This is a genomic window from Acetivibrio sp. MSJd-27 (assembly GCF_018918095.1).
In the GTDB taxonomy this organism is placed as follows: Bacteria; Bacillota; Clostridia; order UMGS1840; family HGM11507; genus HGM11507.
On record NZ_JAHLPV010000001.1, the window covers coordinates 11,976 to 35,887 of the forward strand.

21 protein-coding genes and 1 riboswitch are annotated in these 23,912 nt (G+C 44.2%); of the genes, 4 read left to right on the forward strand and 17 right to left on the reverse strand.

Annotation, left to right across the window (positions count from 1 at the left end):
* Nucleotides 1–161: 161 nt before the first annotated feature.
* From KQI32_RS00075 to murD, 6 genes are all read right to left on the reverse strand, one after another.
* Nucleotides 162–593 (reverse strand): helix-turn-helix domain-containing protein, encoded by a 432-nt coding sequence (locus KQI32_RS00075; protein WP_216423454.1) that lies wholly within the window; start codon nt 591–593, stop codon nt 162–164.
* A 409-nt stretch (nt 594–1,002) separates the two neighbouring features.
* Nucleotides 1,003–1,890 carry a radical SAM protein gene (locus KQI32_RS00080; protein ID WP_216423455.1) on the reverse strand — a complete coding sequence of 296 codons (888 nt, stop codon included), beginning with the start codon at nt 1,888–1,890 and terminating at the stop codon, nt 1,003–1,005.
* Nucleotides 1,890–2,834 carry a hypothetical protein gene (locus KQI32_RS00085; protein WP_216423456.1) on the reverse strand — a complete coding sequence of 315 codons (945 nt, stop codon included), beginning with the start codon at nt 2,832–2,834 and terminating at the stop codon, nt 1,890–1,892. The genes KQI32_RS00080 and KQI32_RS00085 overlap by 1 nt, the downstream gene beginning before the upstream one ends.
* On the reverse strand, nt 2,827–3,855 hold the full coding sequence (locus tag KQI32_RS00090; protein WP_177691634.1) for a M42 family metallopeptidase: 1,029 nt from the start codon (nt 3,853–3,855) through the stop codon (nt 2,827–2,829). The genes KQI32_RS00085 and KQI32_RS00090 overlap by 8 nt, the downstream gene beginning before the upstream one ends.
* Nucleotides 3,855–4,865, reverse strand: a complete 1,011-nt coding sequence (locus KQI32_RS00095) for a M42 family metallopeptidase (protein WP_177691635.1) — start codon at nt 4,863–4,865, stop codon at nt 3,855–3,857. Before KQI32_RS00095 ends, KQI32_RS00090 begins: the two co-directional genes overlap by 1 nt.
* A gap of 211 nt (nt 4,866–5,076) precedes the next feature.
* Nucleotides 5,077–6,447, reverse strand: a complete 1,371-nt coding sequence (murD, locus tag KQI32_RS00100; RefSeq protein WP_216423457.1) for a UDP-N-acetylmuramoyl-L-alanine--D-glutamate ligase — start codon at nt 6,445–6,447, stop codon at nt 5,077–5,079.
* Nucleotides 6,448–6,946: 499 nt separating this feature from the next.
* On the opposite strand from murD, the gene KQI32_RS00105 reads away from it, so the two are divergent.
* Nucleotides 6,947–8,335, forward strand: coding sequence for a lipopolysaccharide biosynthesis protein (locus KQI32_RS00105; RefSeq protein ID WP_177690658.1), 1,389 nt, complete (start codon nt 6,947–6,949; stop codon nt 8,333–8,335).
* A 154-nt stretch (nt 8,336–8,489) separates the two neighbouring features.
* Here the strand turns inward: KQI32_RS00105 and KQI32_RS00110 are convergent, their stop codons facing one another.
* Nucleotides 8,490–8,852: an arsenate reductase family protein gene (locus tag KQI32_RS00110; protein ID WP_216423458.1), complete on the reverse strand. Its 363-nt coding sequence runs from the start codon at nt 8,850–8,852 to the stop codon at nt 8,490–8,492.
* Between the two features lie 318 nt (nt 8,853–9,170).
* Between KQI32_RS00110 and KQI32_RS00115 the strand changes: the two genes are divergently transcribed.
* Nucleotides 9,171–9,710, forward strand: coding sequence for a biotin transporter BioY (locus KQI32_RS00115; RefSeq protein WP_177690662.1), 540 nt, complete (start codon nt 9,171–9,173; stop codon nt 9,708–9,710).
* Nucleotides 9,711–9,914: 204 nt separating this feature from the next.
* On the opposite strand, the gene KQI32_RS00120 is transcribed toward KQI32_RS00115, so the two are convergent.
* The 6 genes from KQI32_RS00120 to KQI32_RS00145 form a co-directional block, all read right to left on the reverse strand.
* A complete protein-coding gene (locus tag KQI32_RS00120) occupies nt 9,915–10,532 on the reverse strand; it encodes a DUF47 domain-containing protein (protein ID WP_177690664.1) in 618 nt (205 codons plus the stop codon).
* A 15-nt stretch (nt 10,533–10,547) separates the two neighbouring features.
* On the reverse strand, nt 10,548–11,600 hold the full coding sequence (locus KQI32_RS00125) for an inorganic phosphate transporter (protein ID WP_216423459.1): 1,053 nt from the start codon (nt 11,598–11,600) through the stop codon (nt 10,548–10,550).
* A gap of 732 nt (nt 11,601–12,332) precedes the next feature.
* A complete protein-coding gene (locus tag KQI32_RS00130; RefSeq protein ID WP_216423460.1) occupies nt 12,333–13,505 on the reverse strand; it encodes an NADP-dependent malic enzyme in 1,173 nt (390 codons plus the stop codon).
* 19 nt (nt 13,506–13,524) lie between these two features.
* Nucleotides 13,525–14,460 (reverse strand): L-lactate dehydrogenase, encoded by a 936-nt coding sequence (locus KQI32_RS00135; RefSeq protein WP_177690670.1) that lies wholly within the window; start codon nt 14,458–14,460, stop codon nt 13,525–13,527.
* A gap of 252 nt (nt 14,461–14,712) precedes the next feature.
* A complete protein-coding gene (locus KQI32_RS00140) occupies nt 14,713–15,633 on the reverse strand; it encodes an RluA family pseudouridine synthase (protein WP_177690672.1) in 921 nt (306 codons plus the stop codon).
* Nucleotides 15,599–16,099: a nitroreductase family protein gene (locus KQI32_RS00145; protein ID WP_216423461.1), complete on the reverse strand. Its 501-nt coding sequence runs from the start codon at nt 16,097–16,099 to the stop codon at nt 15,599–15,601. Before KQI32_RS00145 ends, KQI32_RS00140 begins: the two co-directional genes overlap by 35 nt.
* A 156-nt stretch (nt 16,100–16,255) precedes the next feature.
* Here KQI32_RS00145 and KQI32_RS00150 point away from each other — a divergent pair, with 156 nt between their 5' ends.
* Nucleotides 16,256–17,962, forward strand: coding sequence for an ABC transporter ATP-binding protein (locus tag KQI32_RS00150; RefSeq protein WP_177690675.1), 1,707 nt, complete (start codon nt 16,256–16,258; stop codon nt 17,960–17,962).
* Between the two features lie 19 nt (nt 17,963–17,981).
* Entirely contained in the window at nt 17,982–19,814 is a 1,833-nt protein-coding gene (locus KQI32_RS00155; RefSeq protein ID WP_308167023.1) for an ABC transporter ATP-binding protein, read from the forward strand.
* A 109-nt stretch (nt 19,815–19,923) separates the two neighbouring features.
* On the opposite strand, the gene KQI32_RS00160 is transcribed toward KQI32_RS00155, so the two are convergent.
* The 4 genes from KQI32_RS00160 to KQI32_RS00175 form a co-directional block, all read right to left on the reverse strand.
* The gene (locus KQI32_RS00160) at nt 19,924–20,577 is read right to left on the reverse strand and encodes a TIGR03936 family radical SAM-associated protein (protein WP_216423462.1); all 654 of its coding nucleotides are present in this window, start codon (nt 20,575–20,577) and stop codon (nt 19,924–19,926) included.
* Nucleotides 20,574–22,421 carry a TIGR03960 family B12-binding radical SAM protein gene (locus KQI32_RS00165; RefSeq protein WP_216423463.1) on the reverse strand — a complete coding sequence of 616 codons (1,848 nt, stop codon included), beginning with the start codon at nt 22,419–22,421 and terminating at the stop codon, nt 20,574–20,576. Before KQI32_RS00165 ends, KQI32_RS00160 begins: the two co-directional genes overlap by 4 nt.
* A 124-nt stretch (nt 22,422–22,545) precedes the next feature.
* The gene (locus KQI32_RS00170) at nt 22,546–23,100 is read right to left on the reverse strand and encodes a folate family ECF transporter S component (protein ID WP_216423464.1); all 555 of its coding nucleotides are present in this window, start codon (nt 23,098–23,100) and stop codon (nt 22,546–22,548) included.
* A gap of 60 nt (nt 23,101–23,160) precedes the next feature.
* Nucleotides 23,161–23,268, reverse strand: a riboswitch (THF riboswitch).
* Between the two features lie 68 nt (nt 23,269–23,336).
* Nucleotides 23,337–23,822 carry a QueT transporter family protein gene (locus KQI32_RS00175; RefSeq protein ID WP_177690683.1) on the reverse strand — a complete coding sequence of 162 codons (486 nt, stop codon included), beginning with the start codon at nt 23,820–23,822 and terminating at the stop codon, nt 23,337–23,339.
* Between the last annotated feature and the right edge of the window lie 90 nt (nt 23,823–23,912).

Here is a 23,912-nt window from a genome sequence, read left to right on the forward strand (position 1 = left end):
GCTTTTTATTTGTGCCAACGAAAAAACGCATTGCAGAATTGATACTGCAATGCGTTTTTTATAGCATAGGAAATAACATGTTTCAAAAAATAGCGTACGAATCAAGCTTGCTGTTTCTGAAAAGAAAACCTTTTTTATTATAATCTCGCTCGGCTTATTCGTTATAAAGACTCATTTTTATCATCCGGATTCAGATAAAATTTAATTTCTTTATCCCTCTCTTTGAAAGATATCTCATTTTCTTTCACTTCTATAGAACTGTCTGAATTACGTCTTAATTCCACTTCTATTAAAATATCAATTACTTTTCTGCTCTGCTTGTCCAGCTTTCTGTATTTTCTAATATGTTGCTGTTCTTTGAGCGTTAAATAAAAATTATATCCTCTTTCATCATTGTAGGAGGCATCTAAAAAATAGTCTGCAGATATATCGTATACATAACAAAGCTTTGATAATTTATCGATATCAGGCTTGCTTGCACCGTTTTCATAATTGTTGATTGTTTTATAGCCAATACCAGTTAAACTTGCCACTTGATGCTGCGTCAAATTCCGAAGAATACGAATTTTTCGTAATTTTTTGGCAATTTCCACACTCAACCCCCCTATATTCCCTTTCATTTTTATCCCCTTTCACTTGCTGGAAAAGGGATGTATATCTGTCTTTCATATTATAAACATTCCAAACGAGAAATGCAATATAAAATAAGGAAAATATAACATATTTTCTATTTTTATCCTATTTTCTTGGAATTATATTTTTGTTATTCCAAATAAATAGGATTGTATTCCTAAATTATAGTAATTCATTAAAATTTCTTGTTGATTCTCTTTGAAAGGACTAAAAATTTTATTTATGATGATAGTATTTACAAAAAACCTATTTGACACTCTGTTCAAATAGGTTTTTAATAACATATGAATAAAATTTTTAAAGCAGATGAAAAGATGCCTATCTTTTCAATTTGATTTTATTATACCACATTTCTTTATAAATTACTATTTATTTCAGAAAGGAAAGCTGTTCCTCCCCATAACCTTTCCGGTAGGCGCGTATAATATCTTCCATTCGATATAAAATTCCACTTCGCTCACATTCTCGCCGGAATAGATAGGAAAGTCTCTTTGCATTCGGAGAAGCACAGTAGTATCTGTCGTCATAATACCGCTCGAATTTTTCCCTTTGTTCCCTTGAAAAATTTTTTTCCAGGCAAGAGAGAAACCACTCCCGCTGTCCATTGCGCATTGTCACTCCGAAAGCCGGATAGATAAACTTCGCCCCGTTCTCTGCGGCAAGTTTTACAATGCGAAGGATATTCCCCTCCGAGTCGGTGAGAAACGGCAAAATAGGCATCAAAAGAATGCCGCAGAAAATACCGTTTTCACTCAGCTGTCTCACCGCGGAGAAGCGCTTGGAAGCCAGCGGGGCATTGGGCTCTATTTTTCGGCTGATTTCATCCTGCGCGGCTGTGATTGTCATTTTGCAGATAACCGGTGAATGCTTTTTTATTTCCCGGAAAATATCGATATCCCGGACAATCAAATCTCCCTTGGTGGCTACAGCCACACCGAATCCGTAAGTATCCAAAAGCTTCAGCGCTCCTTTTGTCAATTCCTCTTTCTCCTCAAAAGGATTGTAGGGATCCGACATAGAGCCGGTTGCCACGACTCCCTTTTTGCGTTTGCTGCGCAGATTTTCTTCTATCAAGCCCAGTGCGTTCTCCTTTTTGCATACCTCGTCAAACCGAATTATTCCATAGCAGCTGCTACGGCTGTCACAGTAAATACAGCCATGGCAGCAACCCTTGTATAGATTCATATTATAATCGCAGCCAAACCAGCCTTCCATATTGGTTTTCTGCACAATGGATTTTGCGGGAATGGTTTTCATTACAGGGCCCCGCCAAGTATACTTACCGCACGCTGCAGAGCAGCAATCTCATCTTTTCGGATGCATTCCAGAGAGCTCCCATAGTATTTGCACGGAAGACTGATGCCAAAAGTCAAAATGCCATCCTGAAGATACATCATTTGAGAATTATAAGCACCGCCCGAAGACAGAATTTCATACTGGAACGGAATTTTATGATCTTTGAGTATTTCTTCCAACTGTTCCCGGAAAGGGCGGTTCGCTATCATAACACTGTCCTTTATCTTGACCACCGCGCCGCCGTCCCATTTCAGGGTATCCTGCTTGCTGCAATCGGCATAGGAAAGAATGACAGCGGCGTCTGGACAGATGCTGTTCGCCGCTACCTTTGCCCCTTTGAAGCCAAGCTGATCCTGTACGGTAAAAGCAAAATAGAGATCGCTTTTTCTAGGCTGCCGGTAAAGGGCTTGAATGGTCTCAATCAAAATAGAAAGATTTGCTTTCACCGTTAAATTGGTTCCGAAAACAGATTCGTCATTCTCAAAAAACTCGTTTTTCAATGCAAAGACGGCTCCGGGTTTGATGCTATGGCTGCGCAGGCCCAGATCAATGTATAAGTCATTGATTTTAAGCTCATCCAGCTTTGCATCCTTCGGCGCGCGGATTGCCCCCATGATTTCCCCGGAAATACACATCTTCTCCACAAGTCCCTGTGCGGATAGATTTCCAATCGGCGAAAAGCGCAGAGTGCCATCATCCTCCACATAGGTGACAAGCAATCCGGCCGTGTCAATTGCCGTATTGAAAAGCACCTTTCTGCCCTCCCCTTTCAGGCGGACAATGATATTACCAAAGTTATCATAATAGCACTCATCACAGCAATTTTTCACCTCGTCTTTGATGAAATCACGCATTTTGTGCTCATTCCCGGAAACATGATACCGTTCAAACAATTTATTATTCATCCTTGAATCCTCCAATATTGTCAACAAATAAAGATACCAGCTTCAATCCTTCCTCATAATCCCTTAAATCCATCACACTGGCTGGAGAATGGATATACCTCACCGGCATGGAGACGACTGCCGTCTTCACACCAGTTCCATTCACCGCGATGGAACCGGCATCATTCCCCCCCATTGTGGTACGTTTAAACTGATATTTCACATCGTTCTCCTGTGCCAATTTCACCAGGAAATCATTCAGCGCCCGGTTGGAATAGGAAGTCCGGTCAACAATAGAGATAGCCGGCCCCTCTCCTTGGTTCGTCGACTGTTCATGCGGCTTTGTTCCCGGCACATCGGAGCAGGTGGTTCCCTCCAAGATCAATGCAATATCCGGCGACACACAGTATGCCGCAGTCTTGGAACCCTGCGTGCCAATCTCCTCGTTTACAACGAAAGCCGCCACGAAATCATAGGAAACCTCTTTTTTTATCATCTCAATCAGCATGCGGACGCCGACTCTGTCATCAATTGCTTTTGCTTTTATCTTATTTTCACCAAATTTCACGAATTCCGAATCAAATTTGACAGAATCGCCCTTTTCGACCAACTCTTCTATTTCCCGACGGGAATACACACCGGTGTCGATATAGAGTTTTTCCATTTTTATGGTTTTTTCGCGTTCCTCCTTCGTTGCCATGTGAACCGCTTTCACACCGACCACTCCCGGAATGTTGCTGTCGCCTATGCGCACTTTTTGTGAGAGGAGAATCCGTTCATCAATCCCGCCCACGGATTCAAACCGCAGATAGCCATCCTCTGTGATATCCTTGACCAGAAAACCGACTTCATCCATATGAGCGCAGAGCATCACTTTCTTGGGATTTCGCTGTCTTCCCTTTTTGTATGCAATGATATTGCCATCCTTCATCACTTCGATTTTTTCACAGAACGGCATAATTTCATCAATAATGATCTCTGCTACCCCGTCAGTATCACCGGATACACCATGAGCATTGCAGAGTCTTTCTAAAAGTTCCATTACAGCACCTCCTTGTCAGCCACTTCCGTCAGATAACCGGTCATCAAATCAATCAGCTGATTGACATTATCCAAGCTAACCACTTCGCTGGCAGTATGCATATATTTGAGGGGTATCGAAAGCATTACAGTAGGAACTGCCGTCTTGGCGGAATGGAGCGTCCATGCGTTCGTTCCAGTATTCCCGGGTTCCACCTCTATTTGCAGCGGGATTCCTTTTTGTTTTGCAAAATCAATGATACTTCGGTTTATTTTTTTATTCAGTGCAGGTCCCTTCGTGATGACAGGCCCCTTATCCAGATAAAAACTGCGCGCTTTTATTCCGTCCGGCGTAACCCCGTGCGTCACATCCACCACAATCGCGGCATCAAAATCCATCGAACTTCCAATCACGGAAGCTCCCTTTAAACCGATCTCCTCCCCCACGGTGGCAGTGCTTACCACATCGATATTCTGCAAGGAAAGTCTTTTTAAAACTTCCATGTTTACATAAACACCCAAACGGTCATCCAATGCACTGCGGCAGATGCAATTGTTTTGCAGGTAGGTGTTTCTGCTTTTGAAGGACACCACATCCCCCACCTTTACTATTGTCTCGAGTATTTCCCGGGAAAAGCCAGTGTCAATGAACAGCTCCTCTGTCTTATATGCCTTGTCATTGGACCCGCTCAGCAGATGAGGCGGCTTTGCGCCTATGATTCCAAGAATATCCTGCCTCCCGTGAACAATCACCTCCAGAGCGGGCAGAATACGCAGATCGACGCCGCCCACCGGCAGAAAGCGTAGAAAACCTCCCTCCAAAATTTCGGTCACCATCAATCCAATTTGATCCATATGGGCATCCAGAACAATCCTCTTTTTTCCGTTCACCGATTTTTTTATGGAAATGACATTCCCCAGGGTATCCATATAAGATTCATCACAGAATTCCGAAAACATCCGGTTGAGCTGTTGGGAAGCAGCCTGCTCGTATCCCGAAACACTCACCAGATTTAAAATGTCTTCCAGCATTCTCTCACTCCATTCTTTTTTCAATCGATTCGTTTCGGCTTTCCGCCGCCGAATAAAAGATTTCCATCTCGTTCAATAAGGACTTGCCCCGTCATTCAACGAGGACAAGGGCACTGCATAGTAGTGCCGCGCTCAGCGGGAGTGCAATCTCCCGCTGAGCGCGGATATGGAACCCGCCGCCTTTAAGAGGCAGGGGACATCTTGCCCGCAGTTATAAAGCATTCACCAGCTGTTTAAAGGTGTTCCCTCTCACCTCAAAATTGGGAAACAAATCAAAGCTGGCACACGCAGGGCAAAGCGCCACAACGTCACCTTTTGTCGAGAAAGCACAGCTGGCGCGGACTGCCTCCTCAAGGCTTTGACAAAATTCGATAGGGAAATTTGGATCATTTTGCAGAACAGCGTCTGCAATTTTTTTCGACGTATTTCCAACCAGAAACAGTTTTTTGACCTTTTTGGTGATTTCTTTTCCCAAATTGTCGAAAGGAATTTTTTTGTCATATCCTCCCGCAATCATAACAATTTTGGTTCCCTTCTCATAGAAAGCATTCAGACATGCCATCGCGCGTGTTGGACTGGAAGCGATGGAATCGTTGTAAAAGCGCACTCCGTTTCTCTCTCTTACAAATTCAATCCGATGTGGAATTCCCGCAAAATGTTTTGCGACATCCTCTATGGTATCCAGCGGAACAAGCCCCCAGACAGCAGCAATTGCCGTCATATAATTTTCCACGTTATGCATGCCGGGCAGACGGATATCCTCTGTATTCAATATCTTTTCCCCATCTTTATAAATATAACCATCCCGATAGCAAACTCCCTTGTCAAGCCAGCTATATCTGGAAAAACAGGTTACCTGAGCCGCCGCTTTCTCACCGGTTTCCCTGGTGATATCATTGCTGAAATTGACAACAAGACGATCCGTTTTCTCCTGAAAACGGCAAATGTTTTGCTTTGCTTCAATATACTCTTCCATGGATTTATGTACATCCAGGTGATTTGGTTCAATATTGGTGATAACAGCAATCTGCGGAGATATTTTCATGGTGTGAAGCTGGAAGGAGGAAAGCTCCAGTATGGCATAATCGCTCGCTTTTATGGTCTCAATCTCAGGCAGGAGCGGTTTTCCGATATTCCCGCCCAGATGACAGATATATCCAGCTCTTGACATCATTTCAAAAATGAGTGAGGTTGTGGTCGTTTTTCCATCGCTCCCGGTAACCGCAATTTTTTTACAGGGACAAATCTCAAAAAATACTTCCATCTCCGAAAGCACTTCCCCTCCTTCTTTTTCAAAGGCGAGCAGCTCCGGTAAATCATAACGCATCCCTGGTGTTTTAAAAAGATAATCTCCTTTTAAATCTTCCAGATAATTTTCCCCTAAACACAGCCTTACTCCCAATTGTTCCAATTCTTCCGCGCGCTCCCCAAGCTGTTCCCTGAGCTTTTTATCGCAGGCGGTGACAGAAGCGCCGTATTTCACCAGAAGCCGTATAAGCGGCGTGTTGCTGACGCCGATTCCCACCACGGCAACCTCTTTTCCTTTCATTTTTTGTTTGAAGTCATTCAGATCACAAAACATAATACTCTCCTAAAACACATTTATTTTAACTTAAATATAGAAAAAGGTCGAATTTTCAGTTGATTTGTCTTTTATTATACTACAAAATACAAAGATATCCAATATCTATTTTATGTTTTTAATATTTGTAAGCATACCGTTTTTTATGAATGATACTCCTCGTTCTTCCAAACCTCCGGAAAGCATTTATCATTTTTCTTGTGAAAGCGGTCAGGTATCAGCTTCAATAAGGGCTTGTCCCGTCATTCAACGAGGACAAGGACGCTGCATAGCAGTGCCGCGCTCAATGGGAGTGTAATCTCCCATTGAGCGCGGATATGGAACCCGCCGCATTAAGAGGCGAGGGACATCTTGCCCACAGTTATAAGAAGATTGCGTTATCTGTCCCCCTCTTTGGAGAGTGGAAACACGAAAAAGGTGACTTTTGCCTTGCAAAAGCGGTTTTATCTTGCTATAATCGAGATATGAATTCTAAAAAAATGACAGGATGTTTTACTTCATGGATAAATATAAAAAATTAGCCTCCAATACGTTTATCTTTGCACTGGGCACTTTCAGTTCGAAAGTCCTGGTGTTTCTTATGATGCCCTTTTACACAAGAGTTATGTCCAGCGAAAGCTATGGCATCGTTGATATCATCGTACAAACCTGCACCTTGCTTATTCCCCTCGCAAGCATTGGGATCAACAACGGCGTGATCCGTTTTGGTCTGGAGCGGAAGCTCAATCAGAAAAGTGTTTTTACTTTTGGTTTTCTTACCATCATGGTCGGCTTCGGCATTATGCTTCTGTGCCGCCCTTTGCTGCTTTCTATCACCGTCACGTCTCAATATACGGATTTGATGATTTTCTATGTGCTGATGTCCTGTCTGCAGGGATTATGCTCCCAATTTGCAAGGGCAAGGGGCTATATCCGCCTGTATGCGATTGACGGAATTTTCCGCACCCTGATGACAATCCTTCTGAATGTTATATTTCTTGTCGGCTTTCAGATGGGTATCGTGGGCTATATTCTGTCCACCATTTTAACGGATGCCCTATCCACTGTTTTTATTTTTCTGATTGCACGGCTTCACCGCTATTTCAGCCTTGTGAGTCTGAAGCGTAGTATTGCGCTGGGAATGCTGAAATATTCGATTCCTTTGATTCCGAATACAGTTTGCAGCTGGATTATCAGTATTTCCGACCGCTATCTAATCACCTATCTGATCGGGAGCAGTGCAAACGGCATTTATGCGATCGCCAACAAAATTCCCACTATTTTGATGATTGTGGCGAACATTTTCAGCGAAGCCTGGCAGATTTCCGCAGTGGGCGAGGAAGGACAGGCAGCCAGAGAACGCTTTTTTTCCAAGGTTCTGAATGTATACCAGTCCGTTGCATTTCTCACGGCAGCTATCCTGATTGCCACCGCAAAGATAACCACTTTTCTTTTGGCATCACCGGAATTTTATGAAGCATGGCAGTATATTCCCTTCCTGGTGCTTGCAACTACATTTTCCTGTCTGGCATCTTTTTTGTCCAGTGTCTATATGGTAGAAAAAAAGAGCATTCATACCTTGATTACCACCTTTCTGAGCGCTCTTTTAAATATTGGCTTAAACATTTTGTGGATTCCAAAATACGGAATCTTTGGCGCTGCTTTTGCAACCTTCCTGAGTTATCTTGTAATGTTCTTCATTCGTGCCATCCATACCCGTAAATATATTAAAATCAGATGGAATTTTGGTAAATTCCTGTTAAATTTCATCCTTGTAATCATTCAAAGTACTTTGATGATGAACGAAGTTCCCGGCTGGATTTTTTACGAGATCTTTTTGGCTCTGTTTGTGGTGATTATCAATATGAAACCTGTCATGCAGTCACTGCGCAGAATATTAAAATTTTAATGATTCCATTGAAACAAAAAAGAATGCCGGTATGACGAACCATACCAGCATTCTTTTTATATAACATAGAAAATCGCGCAGGCTCATGCGCAATTGCTTATTTCAAAAAACAGTGCGTGAAACAGGCTTTCCGTTTTTCGTTCCGAAAGACTTTTTACTTCAGCAGCGACTCTTCCCATTCCTTTTGCCGAAAACCAATCAGAACAAAATTCTCGCCGACAATCAGGGGACGCTTGACCAGCATTCCGTTTTCAGACAAAAGTTCAAGCTGCTCTTCCTCTGTCATCCCTGGCAGACAATTCTTTAAATCTTTCTCTTTATACAAAAGCCCGCTGGTATTAAAAAAGCGCTTTAAAGGAAGCTTGCTTTTCCTGTACCATTCACCAAGTTCTTCTCTTGTTGGCTTTTCTTCCACAATGTGCCGGGCTGTGTAAGACACATTGTGCTCATCAAGCCATCTTTTCGCCTTTTGACACGTACTGCATTTTGGATACTGTAAAAAGAATACTTCTTTCATTTTTCCTCCTTCAATCGAACCGTTTTTTAGAATATGCTTATTTATTATAACAAGTTAAAAACGCTTTTGCAAGATAAAAGCCCTACCGTCTCGACAGCGACGGTATTTTCTAATTTGTCTGTATATATAAGTCCCCCTCATGTCACCCATCAAAAAATTATAGGTTGACATATTCGAAAATCCGTATTATAATACTACGCAGATAATTCACCGCCTGCGCTGTAACATATAGATAATCCCATATTGCCGTAAAACGCAATCCTGGGGTGTCGATTGATTATGTTCCAAATAACCTTATCAAAATATTAGGAGTAAAAAATGAAAAAAACAAACATTCGCGAATTAACCAAAATATCTATTTGTATTGCTCTGCTCTGCATCTCTTCCTACATATCCTTTCCGATTCCCTTCAGTGCTGCTCCCATTACCGCACAGACAATTATTATTAATATGATAGCTCTTATTCTAACACCCAGACAATCTATTGTTTCCGTAGCGATCTATATCCTTCTTGGAATCTGCGGCCTGCCAGTCTTTTCGGGCGGAACGGCAGGAATCGGAAGACTTTTAGGGCCAACCGGAGGATTTATTATTGGATTTTTGATATCGGCTCCTCTCATCAGCCTCTTAAAAGGAAAAAAAGATAGTATTCTCCGTTACCTTCTTGCTACAATCTTTGTTGGGATGCCAGTTCTCTATGCTTTCGGAACTGCATTTATGTGTATCACGCAAAAAATGAACGTCATTGCGGCTTTGAGCGCAGCAGTGATTCCTTTCATCTTTGGCGATGTGTTAAAATGCATTGCGGGTTCCTATCTGGCGCTGGCCTTGAACAAAGTGTTAAAAAAATCTGTCTGAGAACTTCTTTTGATCAAAAGGATTCGAGTTCTTAACACAATATCAAATTTCACTTAAATAATTTTTTATAAAAAAAGTTTTTCTTTCCGAAAAACGCAGCTGCGCTTCGCACGCTGTTTTTTGAAACATGCAATTGCGCACGATTCCGCGCAATTTCCTATGTTATGAAAAAAGCAGGAAGCTTTGCTTCCTGCTACAATATTATTATGTATTTTTCATGATAATACTACTCATCACATGAGCCACATGCTCGCAGGCATCACAGCATTTTTCAAAGCGATCAAACATAGCCGTCCAAGCAATGATTTCAATCGGATCGCCATGCTCTACATAAAGCCGGTGCATCGCCTTGGAATAGAGGCTATCCCCTACTTCCTCCAGCCTGTCCACCTCAATCAGGCTTTCTGTGATCGTTTTGCTCTTCTTAAAATTATGGAAATCCTCCATCGCTTTTTTCAAGGCCTTACAGCAATTTAAAATCACCTCGGAAAATTCAAGCGCTTCTGTGCGTAAAGAAGTAATATGAAACATATAAAACCGAATCAGCACATCCTCCACTGCATCCGTTACATCATCGATCTCCTGTGACAGGCTCATAATATCTTCCCTTTCAATGGGGGCGATAAATTCCCTTGCCAGAACATTGCGCATTTCATGCTGTTCCATATCCGCTTTATGCTCAATCTCATGCATTTCCTGCATTTTGTCTTCCAGTCGATCAAATGCGAATGTCTTCAGTGTCGCATGCAGAATCTCCGCCGATTGACAACTGTAATCCACCATTTTTACAAACGTATCAAAATAGTTATAATTTTTTTTCATTTTTCTTTTCCTTCCTTAAAATATCCACATAAACAGTTTCGCCATCAGATAACCGATCAAACCACACCCTGGGAAAGTCAGTATCCAGGTCAGAACCATCTCTTTGACCACGCCCCAATTGACAGAAGAGAGACGTTTTGCAGCGCCGACCCCCATGATTGCAGTCGTCTTGGTATGCGTTGTGCTGACCGGTATTCCTGTCAGCGATGAAAGAAGAAGGCAGCCCGCAGCAGCCAAATCGGCTGAGAAGCCTTGATATTTTTCCAGCTTCACCATATCGATCCCCACTGATTTGATAATCCGGTATCCGCCAATAGAGGTACCAATCCCCATTACAGCAGAACATAAAATCATCATCCAAAGAGGAATGGTAAAGCTTTCAACGTTTGCTTGTCCTTTTGCCAAAAAGATTCCTAGAAGAAAAATCCCCATGAACTTTTGACCATCCTGAGCGCCGTGCATAAACGCCATAGCCGCCCCGCCGCCAATCTGAGCATTCTTGAAAAATCCATTGGTTTTTCGCCTATCCATCCCTCTGCAGCATAGTCCGGTTATCTTCACAGTAAACCATCCAGATCCAAACCCTAGAAGGGTGGAGAGCACAAGGCCGTAGATTACTTTTATCCACTCAGCCCCGTTGATTCCGGAAAGGCCTCCGTGCATGGCAATCGCCGCACCCGACACCCCTGCAATCAATGCATGGCTCTCACTGGTTGGGATCCCGAAAATCCAAGCCAGAACAGCCCAGGTTACAATGGCAAACATGGCTGCACACAGGGCAATCAAAGCTTCGTGTGCCTCGGATCCGAAGTCCACCATATTATAGATGGTTTCGGCAACCGTGGCATTGATCGCAGTCATCACCAGCACACCCAGAAAATTAAACACGGCAGCCATCAGGATAGCACTGCGAGGCCCCATAGAACGCGTAGAAACACAGGTGGCAATCGCGTTTGGGGCATCGGTCCAGCCGTTGACCAGTATCACGCCCAACGTCAAAAGAACTGTGATAAACAAGGAAGGATTCGTTAAAAGTTGACTGATAAATTCCGATAGACTGATTGTCATAATCGATTCTCCTTATTTTTTATAGACCCTCATCCGCCAAAATAAACGAGTTTTCAGCACTTTTTTCACACGAATTTAATATCAGTTTAACATAAACAAGCTCATTGTTCAATCATAATCTATCATTTTTTCATCAGCAATTCCAACAAAAATAATTCGTATACATTTGCTGTAATCTGGCTTTTTGGTTAAATATAAAAAAGGTGTTGGTTCTGAAAAACACAAAAATGATTTTAATGAAACCAAAATACTGCCACGCTGTCAATAGTAACATCGGCACGGAAGTTCTGCGCGTACTCAAAACTTCGTTTTGACGGCAGATTTATGATATAATAACCTCACGAACCTCTAAGGCATTAAAAATGCCAAGAGTTTCGGAGAACGATTGAATCACAATACTGCGGCGACATTCCGCCGCCTTCGTTGTTGTGGTATAATAACCTCACGAACCTCTAAGGCATTAAAAATGCTAAGAGTTTCGGAGAACGATTGAATCATACCACTCGCCACAATGCGGCTTGTGACTATGGTATAATAAAAACACGCCGTAAGCGGAAGCAATCTTCCGACGGCTGAGTCTTTATTGAATCATCAATTTGTTTTGTTACACAAAACCCGGCTGTTGCCGGATTTTACTTGTGTAAAATAAATTGTGGTATAACAAATGCCCGTCACTCACATTTTCTTATAAGTGACGGGCATTTTATACAGTATCTGTTTTTTATCTTATCCTTAGATTCTGGCTACGCCGGTATCTCTGGCAGCCTGTGCAACTGCTTCCGCAACTGCTTTGCCGACTCTTTCATCAAATGCATCCGGAATGATATAATCGGGTTCCAGTTCTTCCTCCGTGATCACGCCTGCGATCGCTTTTGCAGCGGCAATTTTCATTTCATCATTGATATCGCTTGCGCGAACATCCAAAGCACCGCGGAAAATGCCCGGGAATGCGAGGACATTGTTGATCTGGTTCGGGAAATCGGAACGTCCTGTTCCCATAATTTTTACGCCTGCTTCTTTTGCCAGGTCAGGCATAATTTCCGGAACCGGATTTGCCATTGCCAATACAATCGGATCTTTCGCCATTGTTTTTACCATTTCAGGAGTCAGCACGCCCGGAGCAGATACACCGATAAATACGTCTGCGCCTTTGATAACATCTTCCAAATTGCCTTTTTTCAGCTGGAGATTCGAAATTTCAGCCATCTCTGTTTTGATTGCATTCAGATTGTCACGCCCTTTATAGATAGCACCCTTTGTGTCACAGAGCACAGCATTTTTCAGTCCCATTTTCATCAGAAGCTTTGTGATTGCAATCCCGGCTGCACCGGAACCATTCACTACAACTTCAATCTCATTGATGTTTTTACCAACAATTTTTAATGCATTCAACATCCCTGCCAATGTGACGACAGCGGTACCATGCTGATCGTCATGGAAAATCGGAATGTCACAGCATTCTTTCAATTTCTTTTCGATTTCAAAGCAGCGGGGAGCTGAAATATCCTCCAGATTTACGCCGCCGAAAGAACCGGCCAGTAATTTTACCGTGTTAACGATGTCGTCAACTTCTTTGGACCGAACGCAGAGCGGGAAAGCGTCAACATCTCCAAATTGCTTAAACAGTACGCATTTTCCTTCCATAACAGGCATGCCTGCTTCCGGACCGATATCCCCCAGCCCCAACACGGCAGTACCGTCGGTTACAACAGCAACCAGATTGTTTCTTCTTGTGTACTTGTAAGAAAGATCAACATCCTCACTGATTTTCAGACAGGGTTCTGCAACCCCAGGAGTGTAAGCAACAGCCAGATCGTCGCGGTTGTTCAGTTCCGCTCTGCTGACTACTTCGATTTTGCCATTCCACTCCTCATGTTTTTTTAGTGCAAATTCTTTCTTGTCCATTATTAAGCCCTCCAACTTTTTATAATAAATTATGAATCACTTTTTTGATCGCCTCGGCGGATGCGTTTAATTTTTCTCTTTCGTCATCAGACAGTTCCGAGACAATAATATTTTCAACACCCGAACGCCCTACAATAGACGGCATGCTCAGGCAGACATCATACAAATCAAAACGGCCTTCCATTAACGAGGATACATTCAGTACGGAACGCTGATCCTTTAAAACCACTTCGGAAGCCTTTGCAATCACCGAAGCAATTGCATAGTAGGTTGCCCCTTTTCGCTTGATAACCTCTGAGCCTGCAGATTTCACTTCCTGTTCAATCTGACTCTTATCTATTTGTATTTTTGCCTCTTTACAGTAATCATCCAATGTCATTCCTGCGATTCTGACAGAACTCCAAAGAGGAAACTGCGTTTCTCCGTGTTCTCCCGCAATCGATGCATGAATATTCCGCACATCCACACCCACTACTTCTGACAAAAGATAGCGGAATCTGGCTGTATCCAACGCTGTTCCGGTTCCAAAAACCCGGCCTGTCGGAAGTCCGGATTCCTTTTGAATCACATAAGTTATTACATCCAGCGGGTTCGCCACCACAAGGATAACCCCCGTATTGTAATACTTCATCACATTTTTCGTGATATCCTTTGCGATAACCGCATTCTTTTGCGCAAGTTCCATGCGCGTTTCTCCCGGTTTTCTGTTTGCACCGGCTGTGACGATGATGATATCGCAGTCCCTGACCTGCTCATAGCCGCCGGAATGAATGTACATTTCCCCCATAAAGCTGAGACCATGAGCGATATCCATTGCCTCACCTTCGGCTTTGGGTGCATTGGCGTCGATCAGTACAATTTCAGATACTAATTTTTTCATGGCGAGGGCATACGCTGCTGCCGCCCCTACAAAACCAGCACCGATAATCGCGATCTTAGACCTATTTGTGATCATCCGATTCACTCCTATCATACCATATTTTGTTCTTATCCTCATCCTCACCGTACTCCATTATACTCTATCTGCCCCGCGAAGTCCATCTTATTTTTTTGAATTTTGGACCTTTTTGTTATTTCTTTCACATTTCCTCTTTTTTCGATAATTCATGCAGAATATTTTGAAGCGTTTTTGTCTATTTTGTACAGCACTGCGCGTTTCTTTTTTAGTATGATAGTTTTTTAAACTTCTATTCGAAAGCAAACGCTCTCATATTTCAAAAATGTTCTTCATATCCTGTGGAAGCTCCGCCTCAAAGAATAATTTTTTGCCTGAAATAGGATGATAAAACGCCAGCTTCCAGGCATGCAGCGCCTGCCTTTCAATTGGCACTCCCTGCTCTCTGCCGTATAGCCAGTCCCCCAGAAGCGGACAACCGATATGAGCGAAATGTACCCGGATTTGATGGGTTCTTCCGGTCTCCAGGCGGATTTCAGCAAGCGCAAACCCACCCGACTGCTTTAAAACCCGATAATGGGTAACTGCTTCCTTTCCATCCGGTGCCACAACTCGTTTCAGAACACTGTCATCCGCGCGTTTAATGGGAAAACGCATTGTCCCCTCCGACGGGTTTGGAATACCGTCCGTGATGGCCAAATAAGTTTTCTCAATTTGTTTTTCTTTCATCTGACGAACCAGCAAAGCATTGGCATGCTCGTTCTTTGCCAGAATCATAAGCCCCGAGGTCTGCCTGTCCAGGCGGTTGACAGCCCGGAACATATGATATTCCCCTTTTTGTCTGAAATAGTAAGCAAGTGCGTTTGCAAGGGAGTGCAGATCGCTTTTTCGAGAGGAATGAACCGCCATGCCCGCCGGTTTACTGACCACAATCAAATCCGCATCCTCATAGACGATTTTAAATTCGGACTTTACCGGAATCACATGGGCGGATCCCTCCCGCTCTGTCAGCACAATTTTCAGCAGGTCACCGGTCTTTACCGGATCCACTGTCCGCGCCGGACAGCCGTTTAACAGAATACCCTGCGTGTGCTTCAACCGTTTGATCAGAGTGCCGGAAACCCGCAGTTCTTCCCGCAGTACCTTAAGCACCTTTCCGCCGTCATATCTTGCAGGGACAATAACTTGCAGGCTTCTTTTACCATCTGTCATAGCGGATTCTGTCCTCGTCAAAACGTTCCTCCTGCACCTTCTCCTCTGCCGGATAACCGACAGAAACCAGGGTGAGCGGAACAATATAATCCGGAAGCCCCGTCAGCTCAGAAATTGCTTTCATCCGTTCCTGCCGTGGATAAATTCCCAGCCAGCAGGCACCGAGCCCCAGACTGACTGCCTCCAGCAACATGTTTTCCGTTGCCGCCGCTCCGTTTATTGCAAGATAGCCCAGCTGATCTTCCAGGCGGTAATCCCCGCAGATCAGAATGGCACAATCCGCTCCGGTGAGCATGGAAGCATACGGATGAAATGCTGCAATCTTTTCAAGCATCTCCCTTTCTCTTATGACAATAAAATGCCATGGCTTCTTATTTCTCGCACTGGGCGCAGCCATAGCCGCCCGCAGCAACTGTTTCGTTTTTTCCTTTTCCACCGGCTTTCCGCTGTATTTTCGGATACTTGCCCGCTTAAAAATCTCTTTCATATGACGTTATCCATCCTTTCACCGTTTGGCAATAATAGTATAAGTATACCACAAATTTTTACGAAAGTCGATCTTTTCGAGCTTTCAAATTTTCAAACCATTTGACAGAAAAATGGCAGTTTGATAAAATAAAAAGAAAGCATTCTATTTACTGAGGTGTTTTCATTGAAAAAATATTTCAAAAAATATATATGGCTTTTCCTGCTCTGCCTTGCCTTTCTGACCGGCGAAGCGCTCTGTGATCTCCTGCAGCCCCGCTTTATGGCCAATATCGTGGATGACGGAATCGCCCAAAATGACATGTCCGCGGTTTTCAGGCTTGGCGGCTTTATGCTTCTGATCGCCGGAGTCGGCGCGGTCTGCGCTTTAAGCCGCAATTATCTGGCCAGCACGGTCTCCCAGAAATTTGCCAGCGCTCTCCGTTCGGATTTGTTTCAAAAAATCATCCATCTTTCTCTTTCAGACATCGATCGCTTTGACCGCGGCTCTCTCATTACCCGGCTGACCAACGACGTTACACAGATTCAGCAGTTCGCCAACGGATTGATGCGTATCTTTTTCAAGGCGCCTGTTATGTGTATCGGTTCCATTGTCATGATGATAACCCTCTATCCGTCCGTCTCCACGGTCATCCTTGTGATGGTGCCGGTGATTCTTTTTCTGATCTATCTGAGCATTAAAATAGGATATCGTTATTTTTACCGTGTCCAGCTCGCGGTGGACCGTATGAACAGCGTTGTGCGGGAATTTCTGTCCGGTATACGCGTTGTCCGCGCGTTTCATAACGTTTCCGCAGAGAAAAAACGTTTTCTGGCCGCAAATGAGGAGATGGCAGATTCCCAGACCAAAGCGATGCAGGTGATGGCTTTCTTTTCCCCGGCGATCGCGCTGACCGTCAACCTTTCCATCGTTGCCATTCTTTGGCTCAGCGGTTTCCGTTTTCAAGCTGTCGAGGTCGGAAAAGTCATGGCGGCAGTCAATTATATGACCCAGATGCTGCATGCTTTCGGCATGATCTCAAACATCTTCAATATTTTTGTACGCGCCAATGCGTCCTATACCAGAATACAGGAGGTTTTGACAACCGGCGATGCCATCTGCGCAAATCAAAAAGACGCTGTTTTCTCCATTGAAAAAGGAGGAATTGCTTTTCAAAACGTATCCTTTTCCTATCACAAAAAAGCACAGCGAAAAGCCCTTGACCACATCAGCTTTACCGCAAATCCCGGTGAGACAATCGGGATCATCGGTTCAACCGGTTCCGGAAAAACAACGCTTGCCAATTTGATGATGGGCTTCTATCAACCGGATGAAGGGGATATCCGGATCGGCGGGCAAAGCCAAAAGGAAATTTCCCAAAGGCTTCTTCGTGAAAACATCTCCTTTGTCCCCCAAAAGAATCTGCTTTTCACCGGCACAATAGCGGAAAACATCCGATGGGGCAAGGAGAATGCCTCCGAGGAGGGACTGAAAACAGCTGCCCGGATTGCCTGTGCAGATTCCTTCATTGAAAAACAGCCTAGAGGTTATGGCACCATGATTGGTCAGGGCGGCGTCAATCTGTCCGGCGGGCAGAAACAACGTCTGGCAATCGCGCGGGCGGTGATCCGAAACACAGATATCCTGATTCTGGACGACTGCACCAGCGCAGTGGATGCGAATACGGAAAAGAAAATCCGGCGTTCTATTCGGGAATATCAAAAGGATGCAATCCGTTTTATCATCTCGCAAAGGATCATTTCAGTGATGAATGCAGATAAAATACTTGTATTGCATGACGGAAAGATAGCCGGTCAGGGAACGCATGCCAATCTGCTTGCATCCTGCGAAATCTATCAGGCAATTTACCATTCACAGATTTGACGGGAAAGGAGGAAATGCCGTGCCGAACAGCAAATCAACTGAAACCTTTTCCAGAATGCAGCAGATGAACCGCCCGGGAAGAGGCGGACGGAACCGGATTGTGGAAAAGCCCAAAAATATGAAGGGAACCTTAAAGCGAATTTGGGAATACTTCGGGTCAGAACGCAAAAAGCTTCTTCTGCTTTTTGCACTGGTTATCTTAACCGCTCTGATCGCTCTCAGCGTTCCGTATCTGATTGGGAAAAGCGTGGATACCATTCCGGCTTTTCAAAACCAAAGTCAGCTTCTCATCCTGCTTCTAATTTTATTAGCCTCCGCCTACGTTTTGGATTTTGCCCTTAATTTTTTCCAGAACTATATGATCGCGGCAATCTCGCAGAAAATTGTGAAGCAGATGCGAAAAGCGCTGTTTGACAAGTTTCAGCTGCTGCCAGTCTCTTTTTTTGATACCCGCTCCCACGGTGAGATTATGAGCCGTGTGACCAATGATATCGACAATATCTCCAGCACGATCAGCCAGTCTACTATTCAGCTGATGTCCATTGCGATTACAGTGACCGGTTCTCTTTTCATGATGCTTGTCTTAAATCCCGTTCTGACAGCGGCCGGTCTCATCACGCTGCCGCTTGTTATTCTGCTCACCAAAGCGGTGACAAAACGCACAAGTGTACTGTTTAGGGAGCAGCAAAAATTCCTTGGGATCATCAACGGGCAAATGGAGGAAAGCATTTCAGGCATCCATGTGGTAAAGGCTTTCAACCGGGAAGAACATATTATACAGGATTTTGAAGAAAAGAATGAACGTTTGCGGAAGGTGTCCACAAAAGCTTTGCTTTGGACCGGCTATATGATGCCCATGATGAACGTCATCAACAATCTGGGCTTTATTGCCGTATCCGTGACTGGCGGCGCCTTGGCGGTTGCCGGAAGGATCACACCCGGCGTGATCTCCAGTTTTCTGACCTATACGAAGCAGTTTACCCGTCCTATTAACGAGATCGCCAATGTATATAACACGCTCCAGACTGCCGTAGCGGGAGCGGAACGCGTATTTGAAATTATGGATGAGGACGAGGAGACGAAGGATGCCCCGGATGCAAAAGAGCTGAAAGACATCCAGGGGGATATTGTCTTTGAAAAGGTCTGTTTCGGCTACAACAAGGAAAAGCAGATTCTAAAGGAAATATCACTGCATGCTTTGCCGGGCTCCACGGTTGCCCTGGTTGGACCTACAGGAGCCGGGAAAACTACTATCATCAACCTGTTAACGCGGTTTTACGACATTCAAAGCGGCTCCATCCGCATCGATGGAATCGACATCCGGCATTTTACCCGGACCAGTCTGCGCAGGGCTTTCAGTATTGTTTTGCAGGACACTTACTTATTCACAGGAACTATCCTGGAAAATATTTCATACGGTAGCAGCGGCAAAAGCAAGGAGGAAATCATGGCGGCGGCCAGACTGGCGATGGCGGATGAATTTATCGAGAAGCTCCCGGACGGATACAATACCCGGCTGAAAGAGAGCGGAAACAATCTGAGCGAAGGTCAGCGCCAGCTGATTGCCATTGCAAGAGCCGTGCTGTTAAACGCTCCGATTCTAATTCTTGACGAGGCAACCAGCAATGTGGATACCATGACGGAACTGAAAATCCGCAAAGCAATGAAGAACCTCTCCAGCGGAAAAACCAGCTTTGTTATCGCACACCGTTTAAGCACCATTATTGATGCGGATCTCATTCTGGTGATCGATGACGGCCGTATTATGGAACAGGGAACCCATGACGAACTGCTTGCCAAAAAGGGTGCGTACTACAAAATGTATTCCAATCAAATCAGCAACATTCAATAAGGCATTTTTCTTGTGAAACAGAAGAGCGAAATGGTTCCCGCTGCAGAATTTTGCTTTTCTGTATATGAAAAGAAAGCTGTCCCTGTCATCATACCAGACAGGGACAGCTTTATTTCATCAATTCCTCATTTTCTTTTGTCAGAAGTTTTATCCGATGCACCGATTTATAATCCATTCGGAATCCGGGGATCTCTTTTTCAAAGGCTTTCAGCAGCAAATCCGGATTCAGATTTCTCTCACTGCCCGATGCCAGCTTCAGCCTCAGCATAAGGCTTTCCGCTTCCTCTTCGATCGAAAAATCAAAGAGAAGCGGTTTGATATTAATTTCCTTCAGGCCCTTTTTGGTTTTCTTTTCCACAGGAATTACTTCTCTGTTCAGTACGTTAAGGAGTGCTTCTTTGGGCTGATTACACTGCAGCGTTACTTCATAAGCCGCCGCATACAATTCCTTGAATTTCGGCGCAAGCTCATCTGTCACTTTTAAAATTTCAATGCCCTCTGGAGCAGCCGCGTTCAGTTTATCCTTTATTTCATCAAATGTACACTGCTCCTCCATCTGAAATTCCGCATACTCGCCGTCGGAGGTCACCCCCACCGACAAGGGCTGTGCAAAAGTCAAAATGATATGCGGGTTAAACCCCTGCGTATAGGAAACCGGTAATCCGCTCCGCATCAGCATTCGGTTAAAGGTGCGCATCAAATCCAGATGGGAGACATACTTTGCCTCGTAGCCTTTGGAAAACTGTATTCTGACATTCATCATTGTTTTTTTCCTCCCTCATCACAGAAGGCAAATTTCGTCATTCCGCATCCGCTGCATTTTTCCCGGCAGTTCGGAGTAACCGCTGCCTGTTTTGCCTTTTCATTCTCCTTTTTTAAAAATTCTTTTGTAACGCCGACATCAATGAAATCCCACGGCAAATTCTCATCATAGGAACGCTGCCGATGATTATAAAAGGTGTAGTCGACACCGTTTTCTTCAAATGCTTCCATCCATTTATCATATTTAAAATGCTCATGCCAGCCGTCCAGCCTGCACCCCTTTTGGTATGCGGACAGAAGCACTTTTCCAAGCCGCCGATCCCCTCTGGCAAAGACCCCCTCCAAAATGGAGAGATTGGAATCATGCCAGTTGTACACAATTTTTTTGGATCGCATTTCATTTCGCAGCAGTTCCTGTTTCTCTGTCAATTCTTCCATAGTGTCCTGCCTTGCCCACATAAACGGTGTGAATGGTTTCGGAACAAATGAGGAGGTACTCACGGTGATACGCAGGCCGCGGGGACGTTTTTCCGGAGGCACTTTATAATACTGATCCTGTGTTTTATAGGCCAGATCCTTGATACCCAGCACATCCTCGTTTGTCTCATAGGGGAGCCCGATCATAAAATACAGCTTGATGGTACTCCAGCCATTGGAAAATGCCAGATACGAGGTGTTGAGCAAATCTTCCTCTTGAACATTTTTATTGATAACGTCTCTTAAGCGCTGTGTTCCGGCTTCCGGCGCAAACGTAAGTCCGCTTTTTCGAACCGCCTGTGCTTTTTTTGCCAGCTCCAAATCAAAATTGTCCACCCGAAGAGAGGGCAGGGAAAAATTAATTTTATTCTTCTGCGTATAGTCCATAAGCTTGTCCGTCAGTTCTTTTAACTCTTTATAATCGCTGGTGCTCAGCGACGCTAAGGAAATTTCATCGTATCCCGTACAGCTGAGGGAATGCTTGGCGATATCCACCAGATGGTCTGCACTCCGTTCTCTTACCGGACGGTAAATAAATCCGGCTTGGCAAAAGCGGCATCCCCGGATACAGCCCCGGAAAATCTCCAATGCCACCCTGTCATGTACGATTTCCGTATATGGCACCATGATCTTTTCCGGATGCACCACTTTATCCAAATCAGCGATCAGCCGTTTTCTCACAATTTCCGGTGCTCCGTCTTTTGCAATGCGCCTTTTGATCGTGTTGTCCTCATTGTACTCCACCTCATAAAAGGCAGGCACGTAAACGCCTTCAATTTTTGTCAGCGCTCTTAAGTATTCGATGCGCGGAAGAGCCGCTTTTTTCCAGTCACGGTAAGCCGCCATGACCTCACAGATCACTTCCTCCCCCTCGCCTACCATAAAGAAATCAATAAAATCAGCAAGCGGTTCCGGGTTCACCGCACAGGGACCCCCGGCACAGACAAAGGGATCTCCGTCTCCGCGCGCTTCTCTGGTCAAAGGTACCTTTGCCATATCCAGCATGGCGAGGATGTTGGTATAACTCATCTCATATTGCAGGGTAAAACCCAGAATATCAAAGCAAGCGAGAGAATCTTGCGATTCCAGTGCAAAAAGAGGAATGTTCCGTTCTTTCAAAATGGCTTCCATGTCTACCCAGGGCATAAAGCTCCGTTCGCACCACACATAATCCAAATCATTCAGCACCTGATATAAAACACGCAGTCCAAGATGGGACATACCTATCTCATACGTATCGGGAAAGCAGAAGCAAAAACGAACGTCTGTTGTATTCTTATCTTTCTTTACGCTGTGAAGCTCATTGCCCGTATACCGTGCCGGCTTCTCCACATTGCAAAGTATTTTCTCTATGGAAAGGTTTTTCATCCAATACCTCCAAAATTTCATAATATATTTATTTTATAATATTTTTGACTCTTATGCAACTGTTTTCCTGATAAAACAATATCAATAAAATATGGCAGGGAATTTTTTGTTCCCTGCCATTGTTTTATGCACTTTTCACTTTTACTTTTTTATAGACCTCCTGAACCGCGCGGGCAGCAATAAACAAGAGAATGCTTTCAAACGGCCATAAAATCAGATTTTTCCAAGCCCGTACGGGCAAAAGCGCCATAATAGCGTCTCCTTGAAGGATGGACAGCCACAAAGTATTTAGACAGATATTACAGATAAAATTCACCAGGCCTTTGGCAAGAAAAGCACGGGGAAGGCTTACTTTTCTCTGATAAAAGACCATACCGTAAATCAATCCGGCAACCATGGCGGTCAGTGTAAACCCTGGGAAATATGCACCACGCGGGTTAAACAGATAGGACACCACTTCCGTCACAAGGCCTGCTGAAACGCCCATCACAGGGCCGAACAGCATGCCAATCAGCGCGGAAGTAAGAAAACCGATTCCAATCCGAAGCTGAGGCATCAGCTGAATGCTAAAGCGATCCAAAACCAAGTTCAGTCCAATTAGCATGGCGGTCAGCATAAGGGCTCTTAATGTTTTACTTTCTTTTGCAGAGTCAGAAAAACATGCAATTATTTTTTGCATAAAAAAAACACCTCCTAAAATATTTGTTGCTACATTTTAAGAGGAGTCCTCTTTCGATGCAGCAGCGGGATGCGACATTTGCACCGCAAACCGTTTTTGAAAACCGTTCTTCGTTCAGCGGCAACTCCCCGTCCGACTGACACTTTACGCGCAAACATCTACTCTGCTTTGAATATTCAATTCTTTTTTATTATATCATCTTTTTCCGATATTGCAATAGGCAAATTACACAGTTTTTAATCTGTCAATCTCAGTCTGTTCTTCTGTTTTTCCAGAATACCGATAAGGGGGATTCCTAAAACATAGGTCACAGCCATTTCCGTAAAACCGATAGAGCCAATGGAAAACAGTAAAGTTGCTTCCGACGGCGCAAGCAAATACAGATATGTGCCCACGATCAAGGCGTTGAAAATGACCGGCGGCAACGGCACCAGCCACTTATGTTTTCTTAAAAGATAAGAACATACCGCTGCAAGCAGGGTCGCCAACGTTCCGAATATGATATCTACCAATCCAAACCCTCCGATACAGTTTGCAAGCAGGCATCCGGCAGCTAATCCAGGCACAGCACTTAGAGTAAACATAGGCAAAATAGTCAGAACCTCCGAAATACGGAATTGTACAATACCAAAACTAATCGGCGCCATCAGCAGAGTCAGAGCGGCATACAATGCTGCGATCAAAGCGGTTTTTGTGATAAATCTAATTTTTTTGTTTTGCATGATATCTCGTCTCCTTGTTTTTTAACAGTATCCGTAAATCCTTCCAGCAAAAAACCTCCGCCATACAGGCAGAGGTTTTCATATACAATA